Source organism: Paenarthrobacter sp. 10N417, assembly GCF_056394745.1.
The window spans coordinates 51,746-62,417 of record NZ_JBFTIL010000002.1; the positions used below are offsets into that span (position 1 = coordinate 51,746).

11 protein-coding genes are annotated in these 10,672 nt (G+C 60.6%); 9 read left to right on the forward strand and 2 right to left on the reverse strand.

Annotated elements, in window-relative coordinates:
- Positions 1-137: 137 nt before the first annotated feature.
- Positions 138-1,184, reverse strand: coding sequence for an AraC family transcriptional regulator (locus tag AC1DCM_RS02720; protein ID WP_431115035.1), 1,047 nt, complete (start codon positions 1,182-1,184; stop codon positions 138-140).
- Between the two features lie 235 nt (positions 1,185-1,419).
- Here AC1DCM_RS02720 and AC1DCM_RS02725 point away from each other — a divergent pair, with 235 nt between their 5' ends.
- Both AC1DCM_RS02725 and AC1DCM_RS02730 read left to right on the forward strand, forming a co-directional pair.
- A complete protein-coding gene (locus tag AC1DCM_RS02725; protein WP_477517184.1) occupies positions 1,420-1,569 on the forward strand; it encodes a hypothetical protein in 150 nt (49 codons plus the stop codon).
- A 68-nt stretch (positions 1,570-1,637) separates the two neighbouring features.
- Entirely contained in the window at positions 1,638-3,431 is a 1,794-nt protein-coding gene (locus AC1DCM_RS02730; RefSeq protein ID WP_477517185.1) for a glycoside hydrolase family 15 protein, read from the forward strand.
- On the opposite strand, the gene AC1DCM_RS02735 is transcribed toward AC1DCM_RS02730, so the two are convergent.
- Positions 3,428-4,474: an AraC family transcriptional regulator gene (locus tag AC1DCM_RS02735; protein WP_477517186.1), complete on the reverse strand. Its 1,047-nt coding sequence runs from the start codon at positions 4,472-4,474 to the stop codon at positions 3,428-3,430. The genes AC1DCM_RS02730 and AC1DCM_RS02735 overlap by 4 nt on opposite strands.
- 261 nt (positions 4,475-4,735) lie before the next feature.
- Between AC1DCM_RS02735 and AC1DCM_RS02740 the strand changes: the two genes are divergently transcribed.
- The 7 genes from AC1DCM_RS02740 to AC1DCM_RS02770 all read left to right on the forward strand — a co-directional run bounded on the left by AC1DCM_RS02740 (position 4,736) and on the right by AC1DCM_RS02770 (position 10,646).
- Positions 4,736-5,272 (forward strand): flavin reductase family protein, encoded by a 537-nt coding sequence (locus AC1DCM_RS02740; protein WP_477517187.1) that lies wholly within the window; start codon positions 4,736-4,738, stop codon positions 5,270-5,272.
- A 75-nt stretch (positions 5,273-5,347) separates the two neighbouring features.
- Positions 5,348-6,550 carry an LLM class flavin-dependent oxidoreductase gene (locus AC1DCM_RS02745; RefSeq protein WP_431115040.1) on the forward strand — a complete coding sequence of 401 codons (1,203 nt, stop codon included), beginning with the start codon at positions 5,348-5,350 and terminating at the stop codon, positions 6,548-6,550.
- Positions 6,551-6,615: 65 nt separating this feature from the next.
- Complete coding sequence (locus AC1DCM_RS02750) at positions 6,616-7,137, forward strand: cupin domain-containing protein (protein ID WP_477517188.1); 522 nt, start codon at positions 6,616-6,618, stop codon at positions 7,135-7,137.
- Positions 7,134-8,084, forward strand: coding sequence for an isocitrate lyase/PEP mutase family protein (locus AC1DCM_RS02755; protein WP_477513343.1), 951 nt, complete (start codon positions 7,134-7,136; stop codon positions 8,082-8,084). Before AC1DCM_RS02750 ends, AC1DCM_RS02755 begins: the two co-directional genes overlap by 4 nt.
- 17 nt (positions 8,085-8,101) lie before the next feature.
- Entirely contained in the window at positions 8,102-8,860 is a 759-nt protein-coding gene (locus AC1DCM_RS02760; RefSeq protein ID WP_431115043.1) for an SDR family NAD(P)-dependent oxidoreductase, read from the forward strand.
- Between the two features lie 44 nt (positions 8,861-8,904).
- Positions 8,905-9,828, forward strand: a complete 924-nt coding sequence (locus AC1DCM_RS02765; protein WP_431115044.1) for an SDR family NAD(P)-dependent oxidoreductase — start codon at positions 8,905-8,907, stop codon at positions 9,826-9,828.
- Between the two features lie 74 nt (positions 9,829-9,902).
- Entirely contained in the window at positions 9,903-10,646 is a 744-nt protein-coding gene (locus AC1DCM_RS02770) for an NADPH-dependent F420 reductase (protein WP_477517189.1), read from the forward strand.
- Positions 10,647-10,672 lie beyond the last annotated feature (26 nt).

A 10,672-nucleotide genomic window follows, 5' to 3' on the forward strand; every position in this document is an offset into this window, starting at 1 on the left:
CTGCGTAGGCTTCAACGGTAAGGTGGTCCGGCCCCGGCCCGGCACGGCAATCAACGCCGTCCACATGGGAATGTACGCCAAGGTGTGTCGCGGTTCACAGAGGATCAGGAACGTGCGAGAGAGCGGTGGGAGCAGGCCTAGGCCCCGGAGCTGACCTTGCTCTTGTACTGGGAAGCTTCCCGGTAGGCCGTCGGTGGCATCCCCTTCCACCGCTTAAAGGCGATGGTGAAGCTGGCAGGCTCTGTATAGCCAAGCCTGCGCGATATCCTCGCTACCGAAAGATCCGTATTCGAGAGTAAATCGGCGGCGAGATCACTCAAGGTCTTGTCCCGGAGTTGGGCGAAGTCGTCCCCAGTGAGTTCGAGCTTGCGTTGCAGGGTGCGGGGGGAAACCCGAAGTGTTGCGGCCACATTTGCCAGTTTGCGGTTGAGCTCGGGCGCAGTCCGTATGGTCTTGGCGACAGTGTCGGCCCAGTCTCCGGTCGCCCTTAGAGTATCGACAATCTGGGTATCCGCCTTGATCCATGCCGCGTGCTGAAAGGCGTTACCAAAGGGAAGTTCCTGTGCAGACGTTGCGGGGTCCCACCATAGCCGCAGTGTCTCGGCACCGCATTCAATACCGCAGGGGACGTTGCTCGAGAGCTCGGGGGAGGCTTCCGGGAGAGGGAATTCAATCCGGGTGAAGGGGAAAGGGCTGCCATAGAGCCAGGTGAAGTTTCGGGCAATGAAACAGAGGTCGCGGTAAACGCTGAAGGGGATCAGCTCTTCCGGGGCATCGGGGTAGGTGAACTCCATCCCCGTTACCGCGCCATCCGCTGTCCTCAGAGACGTTAACTCGAACAGGGCAGGGCCATAGTCAGTGGTACTTGCAACATCAACCCACGCCTCGATGGTAGGTGCAGTAGCGAGGGCCAATCCTCTAACTCCGAAGGAGCCAAGTGAGTAGGCACGTGCGGCCCGCACCCAGAGATCCACACGATCTCCTGTAAGACCAACGAACTGAAGCTGGAAGGCCAGCTCCTTCCTGGCAGGAATAGTACCTCCCGGGCGGTTCACCGCGTCGGGGTCTATTTCCGCATTCGCCAGGGCAGTTTGCCAATCCAAATCCGCATCCTCAAGCAGCCCCCGCAGTATGTGCACGCTGAAGTTTGGCACGCGCAGGTTCTGATATGTTCCGCCTTTCACCGTCGCCACCCTCTGCCGCAGTCATAATCCGAGTACCAGAAGCCTCGTGAAGTCATGTCAGTAGCTTTGCACCTCCGGCGGCCTGAAACGCTCACGAGGTGACGTTTTGGCGCGGTTTCCCATCTACTTGGCGTCACCTGTCATGCCGGTCCAACGCTGCAGGCTCCTAACGTTGAAGCTAACCAAGGCTCCGCAGTGGAGCCGAACAAACAACCCAACAAAGAGAGGGAACGAGATGACACGCGAAGAAGCCTTTACGCTCTGCCCTTCCGACTCCTACGTGGAGCTCTACGGCAATCAGTGGCTCATCGTTCCGTTTGCACCGGTGGCGCAGCCTCAGTTCTTTGTCTGCACACCAGGCCAGCGAAACTCCCAAGCACGGTAATTGACCCTGCCTTGGTAGCCACAGCCGGAAGGCCTATGGGGATCGTTCATCTTGTGATTGAGTGAAGCATGGCTGCCCCGATTGAGGATTATGCGCTGCTTTCGGATCTCCACACTGGACCCCTTGTTTCCCGCCTGGGCAGTGTTGACTGGCTCTGCTTCCCGCGTTTCGACTCGCCGTCGCTCTTTGCCTCCCTGCTCGGGCATGAAGACCATGGCCGGTGGCTGCTGGCCCCGAGTCCGCCGGAGGCAGTTGTGGTGGACCGTCACTATATTGAGTCGACGTTCGTACTCCAGACAACGTGGCAGACGAATTCCGGAAAGGTCCTGGTGACGGACTTTATGCCGGTTGGTGCCGCCCATCCATCACTCGTCCGGCGGGTCACTGGACTCAGCGGGACAGTTCCCATGCACCAAGAGATAAGAATTCGGCCCCAGTATGCCACCGTCCTGCCTTGGGTAAGCAGGATCCGCGACAGCGCCGACCCCGGCGCCGAAATACTTCTTGCAATGTCCGGCCCGGATGCTCTGTCCTTGCGGGGCGACTTTCTTCCACAGGCCGAAGACCACCGGCATGCGGGGGAGTTCACGGTTGAGCAGGGACGGAATATGGACTTTCACCTGACATGGTTCCCCTCCTACCAGGACGTGCCGCCGGCCATCAACATTGATGCAGCCCTGGACGACGCCATCCACTACTGGACGACGTGGGCGGCCAATTGCCGCTACGACGGGCCGCATCAGGATGCAGTCAAGCGATCACTTCTGGTCTTACGTGCTTTGACCCACTATGAGACGGGCGGCATTGTGGCCGCTCCCACCACTTCCCTGCCGGAAGAGTTTGGCGGACCACGCAACTGGGACTACCGCTACTGCTGGCTTCGAGATGCATCGTTGACACTTGAAGCCATGCTGACGCACGGCTATGAATCCGAAGCCCTGAAGTGGCGCAACTGGCTTCTGCGTGCGCTGGCCGGCGATCCGGAAGATCTGCAAATAATGTATGGCGTAGGGGGCGAACGGGACCTGACAGAAAAGGAACTCCCGCACCTGCCGGGCTACCAGGACGCCAGACCCGTTCGAATCGGCAATGCAGCCGTCTCCCAGCATCAGGCCGACGTCGTGGGGGAAGTGATGGTGGTACTGGAGAGGCTTCGCTTGGCCGGGGGCAAGGAAGATCATTTCTCCTGGGCCTTGCAGCGCGCCCTTCTTGGTTCCGTGGACAAACACTTCGAAGACAAAGACCTGGGATTGTGGGAAATGCGCGGCGCACCGCAGTATTTCACGCACTCCCGGGTCATGATGTGGGCGGCCTATGACAGCGGGGTACGGGCTGTCCGGGACCACGGATTGCCTGGGCCGCTGGAGGATTGGGAGCGGCATCGGGATCGGCTCGCCGTAGAAATAACGGATCTCGGATTCAACCGTGAACTTAATTCCTTCACTCAGACTTACGGTGGTGAGGCGACGGACGCGGCCCTGCTGGTTTTGCCGCAGGTAGGCTTTCTCGCCTACGACGACGAGCGGATGTTGGGAACCGTCGCCCAGCTGGAGAAGGAGCTACTCACCTCTGATGGATTCCTGATGCGCTACCGCACTGAGACGGGCGTCGACGGGTTGGCGCCCGGAGAACATCCATTCCTTGCCTGTTCCTTCTGGTTGGTGGAACAGTACGCACGCTCAGGCCGACGGGCAGACGCCAAGAACCTGATGGGCGCCCTGGTGGGACTTTGCAATGACCTCGGTCTGCTGAGCGAAGAATATTCAATGAAAGAAAAACGCATGGCGGGAAACTTTCCACAAGCCTTCTCCCACCTGGCCCTGATACGTGCCGCAGACGCCATGCACAGCGAAAGCGTCTAAGCCGTGGAACCCGCGTTGTTCTTGTATCGGGATGCTTCCCTGTAGGCCGTCGGTGGCATCCCATTCCATCGTTTGAAGGCGATGGTGAAGCTCGTTGGGTCTGTGTAGCCCAGGGTACGGGATATCCGTGCCACAGAGTGGTCCGTTTTCGAGAGCAGATCGGCGGCGAGGTCACGGAGGGCCTTATCCCGGAGTTGGGCAAAGTCGTCACCGGTTAGTTCGAGCTTGCGTTGCAAGGTGCGCGGGGAGACCCGAAGGGTTGCTGCCACATTTGCCAGTTTGCGGTTGAGTTCGGGCGCGGCCCTAATAATCTTTATGACAGTTTCGGGCCAGTCGCCGGTCGCCCTGAGGTCGTCAAGAATCTGGTGATCCGCTTTAAGCCACGCTTCGTGCTGGAAGGCGTTTCCGAACGGGAGCTCCTGGACCGATGTTGCGGGATCCCACCAGATTCGCAGTGCATCGGAGCCACAGTCGATGGGGCAGGGGACGTAGGGGAGAACCTGGGGGGAGGCTTCTGCGAGAGGGAATTCGACCTGGGTAAAAGGGAAAGGGCCGCCGTACATCCACGTGAAAGTTCGGGCAACGACGCAGAAATCGCGGTAGACGCTGAACGGGATGAGCTCCTCAGGGGTATCGGGGTAAGTGAACTCCATGCCAGTCACTGTGCCATCCAATGTCCGGAGGGGCCTGATTTCCATCAGGCCGGGGGCGTAGTCTGTCGAACTGCCAGCTTCTACCCAGGCCCCGATAGTCGGTGCGGTAGCGAGGGCCAATCCGCGAATTCCGAAGGATCCCAGTGTGTAGGCTTGTGCAGCCTTAATCCAAAGGTCGACGCGATCCTTTGTGAGTGCCACGAATTGTAGTTGGAAGGCCAACTCCTTCTTGGCGGGAATAGTGCCTCCCGGGCGGTCTATGGCATCGGGGTCGATTTCTGCGTTTCTGAGCGCAGTTTGCCAATCAAGATCCGCGTCCTTCAACACTGCGCAGAGTCCGTGAACGCTGAAGTTCGGTAGCCGCAGATTCTGGTAGGAGCTTAGTTTCACTGCCGCCCCCTTTCACCGTTGACGAAGAGGCGCTCCAGCATTTCAGGTTCGCGAGGCGAGGGGCCGCAGCGGCGCAGCATGTGAAGCACGTCACCAGCTTTGCATCCCATGCCATGTATTCACAAGAGGCCCCAGCCTGACGCAGTTTCCCATCTGTTTGGCATGTCTTGCCATGCCGCCTACCTCACCTGCGCACCTAACGTTGAAGCCCTAAGCAAGGGCCGGCAGTGAAGCCGGCGAACTGATATCAAAGGAGATCCGGTGAGCTTATCCATCACCCAAAGCCTTGAACCTGCAGTCACTGCCGACGAATTCAAGGCGGCGTTTCGCAACCATCCCGGTGGTGTTGCTGTCATCACCGCTGATGCGGGCAACGGGCCTGTCGGCCTGACGGCAACGTCTGTCATTTCCGCCAGTGCCGAACCCCCCATTCTGGCCTTCTCAGTATCGGAATTTTCCTCCAGTACCCCGACCATTCTGGCTGCAGACACCGTCGTCGTGCATCTACTGGGCGCTGATCAGGTGGACATTGCCAAACTCTGCGCCACCAGCGGGATCGATCGCTTTGCTGACACCTCTCTCTGGTCCCGTCTCGAGTCGGGGGAGCCCTACTTTGTGCAGGCCCAGACTTGGATCCGGGGAAGGATCGTCAACTCGATGGCCGCCGGAGGGTCCACCATCGTGGCGGTCGAGGCGCTTCAGGCGTCTCCGGCGCTCTCAAGTGAGGCAGCGCCCGCGGACCCGCTGGTCTATCACAACCGGACCTGGCACGTCCTTGGGGATGCATCCCAAATCTGAAACGTGACCCTGCCGGTCAAAGCGATTCCAACCCCTTCTGCACCCAATTTCAATCTTCCCGAAAGGACGGCGATTATGAGCATCGCATCCAACGAAACTTCCACCGACCAAGCCGTTGATCGCGACTTCGTCGCGGATTACACAGTCGAGCGTGACAAGGGCCCGATGGTCGGAAGCGACAACGCTTTCAAGGTCGCGATCTTCGGGGCGAACGTGTCCACGGGCCAAGGCGGCCTGAACTTCGCCGAGAACTCCATCAAGCTTGGCAACTGGGGCGAAGTGCAGCATCTCGCCCAGAAGGCCGACCGGTACGGCTTGGACGGATTCATCCCCATCGCCCGCTGGCAGGGGCTCGCTGGTCCCGACCGGCCCTGGGGTCGTCAGTTCGAGACGTTCACCTGGGCGGCAGGTATCGCCGCGGTGACGCAGAACATTCAGATCATCGCCACCTGCAACGTGCAGTTCATCAACCCCGTGATGGGCGCGAAAATGGTGACAACCATTGACCACATCAGTGGTGGTCGCATGGGGCTGAACGTGACAGCGGGCTACTTCAAGCCCGAGTACGACATCTTCGGCGTCGAACTCCCAGAGCACGATGTGCGATACGAGCTCGCCGACGAGTGGATTGAGATCGCCGAGCGGCTGTGGGCGAACGAGGAGCAGGAGTTCGACTTCGACGGCAAGTTCTTCAATCTGAAGGGCGCGCAGGCGCACCCGAAGCCCGTGCAGTCCCCGCGCCCGATGGTGATGAGCGCCGGTTCGAGCCCAGCAGGGCAGGAGTTCGCCTTCAAGCACGCAAACGTCCTGTTCGCGTCGGTTGCCAGCGTCGAACACAGTGGCGAGCTGACACCGAAACTGCGGCAGAAAGCCGACGCCGCTGGACGCGAGGATCTCGGCCTGTGGGCTGGCGCGCACATCATCGTCAAGGACACCGAGAAGGAAGCACGCGCCTACGCGGACTACGTCACGGAAAACACTGACTGGGAGAGCGCGCTTCGCTATCGCGAGATCATTCGCAGCGGCACGCAGAGCTTCAACTGGGATGAGTACAAGCAGTCCGAGGACTACAAGCGTGACGAATCCGTGAGGGCCTTTGGCCGCGCGGCGCTTATGCCCATCACTGGTACTCCCGAGATGGTCGTCGAGGAGCTGCAGAAGTTGCAGGCCTCGGGCATCACGGGCATCTGCACCGGCCTCGTCGACTATGACGAGGGCCTTGACCGGCTGAACGAGCAGGTCTTCCCGCTGATGCGGGAGGCGGGCCTGCGCGCCTGACCGCTGCGCGCCTGACCACTAAGCGCCCAACCGCGAAGCGTCCATCCACGAAGGAGTGAACACAGATGACTTTTCCTGATCCAAAAAAATTCCAACTCGTCGTCGCGGGACCGAACGAGGCCGGCGAGGCCGACTTCCTCGAAGTCGGCCCGGCCGCAGAGTTCGACTTCCCCGGCGTGGCAGCGGGTGCCTTTTACTGGGCTGTTGACGGGGGCCACAGTAAGACGAACTTCGGCGCCCCGCCAAGCAAGGTCGCCTTGGCTGGACCCAACGGATCCACCTTCGGTATCAGCAGCTTCCCTGCGCACTCTTCCGGGGAGGTGGACGCAGAGACGCTGGACGAAAGCATGAACGCCACCGACGACGACGGCGACGCCGGGATGCACGCGAGCGACACCATCGACTACGAAGTGGTCATCTCGGGCAAAGTTGACCTCGTTCTCCCGGGTGGGAAGAAGCGGACGCTCGTTCCGGGAGACCTGCTCGTCATGGCCGGGGTGCCCCATGCCTGGAAGAACCCGTACGACGAAGACTGCGTCTACGTCGTGGTGACTGTCGGTTTCAACACCCCTGAGGTGGCATCATGAGTCTGACCTCACCGGGCAAGGCGCTGCGTGCCGTCTTCGACAGTCCCCAGACGGCCCTGGTGCCGTTCGGTGCCTTGCCACTCCACGCACAGATGGCGCAGCACGCAGGTTTCGACGCGTTCCAGCTCTCCGGCGGCATGTCTGCCTGGTGGCAGGGCGTCTCCGACACTGGATGGCTCACCCTGACCGAAGTGGTTGAGCATGCAAAACGTACCGCCCGCGCCGCTGACATTCCGATCTATTGCGACGCCGATACTGGCTTCGGTGCACCGATCAACGTGCAACGCACAGTGTCAGAGTTCATTGATGCCGGCGTCGCCGGAATCCACATTGAGGATCAGCGGGAGCCCAAGAAATCAGGCGGCGTAGCCGGGATCGAATTGGTTTCGGATGCCGAGGCTATTGGAAGACTGAATGCCGCCGTCGATGCCCGCGACAAATTGGACAGCGATTTCGTTATCGTTGCCCGCACCGACGGCTATGGTGCCGCCGGCGGTGGCGTGGACGAGGCGATCCGCCGCGCGCAACTCTACAAGGCCGAGACCGGTGCGGACGTCATCTTCTACGAGGGATTCCATACCTGGGAGCAGGCCGAACTCGCGCTGAAGGAGACACCCGGGCCCGCCTACGCCGTCGGAGTTCCGTTGATCGGCCGTAAGACCGTCGCCGAGATGACAGCGCTCGGCCAGGCGATCCAGCCTGTGGCTTTCGTGCTCCCGGGCGTCAAAGAGGTATGGCGCCTGCTCATGGAGGTCAAGGAATCCGGCGAGGCCACACCCATCGGCGAGTACATCGACCACTTGAACGATGGCCCGGACAGCATCGGCTGGGGCGCAATGTTCGGCCGGCCCCTGACCGACTACGTGCGTGAAACCGAGGACAGGTTCCTCCCACAGGAATCGCGCCGCAATTATGACAACAACGTCCATGTTGGAGAGAACTACTGATGAATGAGGAAAAACTGATGATGAAAGACAAAGCCGGTCTCGTCACCGGTGCGGGCTCGGGCATTGGCCGGGCAGGTGCCCTGGCGTTCGCGAAGAATGGCGCGCGCGTAGTGGTGTCCGATATTGATGAGGCCTCCGGGCGCGAAACGGTGGATCTCATCACGGAATCCGGTGGAAAGGCTGTCTTCTTCCAGTGCGATGTCAGCGATGAGGAGCAGGTCAAAGGCCTCGTCGACGCGACCGTGTCGAACTTCGGGCAGCTGGATTTCGCTTTCAACAATGCAGGGATGAACGGTGTCTTCGCACCTATTGGGGAGACTGACAGCGAGACCTGGGATCGAGTCATGAAGGTGAATCTCTACAGCACCTTCTACTGCCTCAAGCACGAAGTCAACGCGATGGTGAAGACTGGAGGCGGCGCGATCGTGAACACAGCTTCTGCTGCGGGCTTGATCGGTATCGCAAACAACGCGCCTTACACTGCCTCGAAGTTCGGCGTCGTCGGGATGACAAGGAACGCGGCCATTGATTATGGGCCCTTGGGCATCCGTATCAACGCTCTCACGCCGGGGTCGACGACGAGTCCCATGATGAAGAACGCCTTCGAGCAGAACCCGCCCGAATTCCGGGAAAGGATCCTGTCGGCGATTCCGATGCGCGGGCTGGCTGAACCCGAGGACCAGGCAGATGCGGTTGTGTGGCTCTGCTCGGAACAAGCCCGCATGGTTACCGGAATTTCCCTGGCGGTCGACGGCGGCTGGCTGGCTGGAAAGTAATGGCAACGCCTGCCGGCTTCCACAAGAAATGGAGTAACTGAAAAATGAACAATCTTGATTTCAAGGGCCGGGTGGCAATTGTCACGGGTGCCGGACAGGGAATGGGCCGTGAGCACGCAAAGATGCTCGCCTCCCGCGGGGCGCGCGTCGTCGTCAACGACGTCAACGTGGCGAACGCCTCCGAGGCCGTGGCAGAAATTACCGACGCCGGCGGCACGGCAGTGGTTGACAGCAATAACGTTGTCACGAACGCGGCTGACATAGTCCAGACCGCACTGGACTCCTTTGGGCAGCTCGACATCGTCGTGAACAACGCCGGGATCAACGCTTTCGGCCGTTTCTGGGAGATGGAGCCCGAGACGTGGTGGCGCATCTTCGATGTGGCCGTCAAGGGCGTGGTTGGAGTCTCGCGTGCTGCCATGCCGCACCTCATTGCCTCGGGCAGTGGCCGGCTTATCAACATCTCGTCGAACGGGGTCATGGGTGTTCCGACCGACTCGGCCTACAACGCTGCCAAGGCCGCGATCTGGGGTCTGGGTATTACCCTCGCGGCCGAGGCCCGTGAGGTGGGAGTTCAAGTCACCACCCTGATGCCGGTTGCCTTGACACCGATGACGGAGGACGCCTTTCCCAATCCCGTCGTCAAGGACGCCATGCGCACCAATGTTCCGGCGAGCTCTGTGTCTGCGTTCGTGACGTGGCTGGCGCACCAGGACACGACAGTCTTCGGCGAAACGTTCGAGATCGCCGGAGTGGCTGCCGGTCGCGTGGCCATTGCCGGCATGCCGCGAATGAAGGTCGAATCACCTACGCCCGAGAGTTGGTCCGACAGCGGGGAGGCGCTCATGAAGGACGGCGAGCTGCGGGCATTCCGCAATGCGAGCGAGTCGTTCCGCGACCAGATGGTGTACTTGGCGCCCGAATTGGACACGGTGCTCCCAGTCGACGCAGCGGACGTTTCGCGGTGATGCTCGCGGCATCAATTACCACGTAGGGGCAAGTTCAAGGCCGGAACCGGCTCACAAACAAGACAAGGATTCTCATGAAGATCGGCATTGTAGGAGCAGGATCAATCGGAGCGACACTCGCCCGCAAACTCAGCGGAGCTGGCCATGATGTGAAGGTTGCTAATTCCCGCGGCCCTGAAACCATCAGTTCGGACATTGTGGCGGCGGGAGCCAAGCCAGTAGAGGCAAGCAGCGTCGCCACCGACGTCGATGTCCTCATCACGTCCATACCGCTCAGCCGGATGCCGGAGGTCAAAACCCTTATCGAGGACCTCCCGGCCCACGCGGTCATCGTCGATACGTCCAACTACTACCCACTACGTGATGGACGGGTGGATGCCCTGGAAAACGGGATGGTCGAAAGCGTCTGGATCACCCAGCAGCTCGGGCGTCCCGTTGCCAAGGCCTGGAACGCCATTACGGCTGGGTCTTTCGAGGCCTATGGACGTGAAGACGGCGATCCCGATCGGATCGCGATCCCTGTGGCCGCGGATCGCGACCACGACAAAGCGGTGGCGATGGCCCTCGTCGAGGAAACCGGCTTTGACGCGGTCGACGCCGGATCCCTGGCGGAGTCTTGGCGCCAGCAGCCCGGATCCCCCAGCTACTGCACCGATCTCACCCGCCAGAAGATACCCCACGCCCTTGCTTCAGCCGATAAGGCGCGGAGCCCACACCGACGCGACATCGCTCTTGCTGCCATTACAGAACGCTTCCCGAACTATTCGGATGTCACCACCGATTACCTTGTTCGACTTCACCGGGCCCTCTACAGCTAAACCCGTGACTATTCGCCAGCAGCCCC

What these genes read in the sequence shown, in the direction of transcription:
- AC1DCM_RS02725 (WP_477517184.1), top strand. Translation starts at nt 1,420, where the DNA reads ATGACACGCGAAGAAGCCTTTACGCTCTGCCCTTCCGACTCCTACGTG.
- AC1DCM_RS02730 (WP_477517185.1), top strand. Translation starts at nt 1,638, where the DNA reads ATGGCTGCCCCGATTGAGGATTATGCGCTGCTTTCGGATCTCCACACT.
- AC1DCM_RS02745 (WP_431115040.1), top strand. Translation starts at nt 5,348, where the DNA reads ATGAGCATCGCATCCAACGAAACTTCCACCGACCAAGCCGTTGATCGC.
- AC1DCM_RS02750 (WP_477517188.1), top strand. Translation starts at nt 6,616, where the DNA reads ATGACTTTTCCTGATCCAAAAAAATTCCAACTCGTCGTCGCGGGACCG.
- AC1DCM_RS02755 (WP_477513343.1), top strand. Translation starts at nt 7,134, where the DNA reads ATGAGTCTGACCTCACCGGGCAAGGCGCTGCGTGCCGTCTTCGACAGT.
- AC1DCM_RS02760 (WP_431115043.1), top strand. Translation starts at nt 8,102, where the DNA reads ATGATGAAAGACAAAGCCGGTCTCGTCACCGGTGCGGGCTCGGGCATT.
- AC1DCM_RS02765 (WP_431115044.1), top strand. Translation starts at nt 8,905, where the DNA reads ATGAACAATCTTGATTTCAAGGGCCGGGTGGCAATTGTCACGGGTGCC.
- AC1DCM_RS02770 (WP_477517189.1), top strand. Translation starts at nt 9,903, where the DNA reads ATGAAGATCGGCATTGTAGGAGCAGGATCAATCGGAGCGACACTCGCC.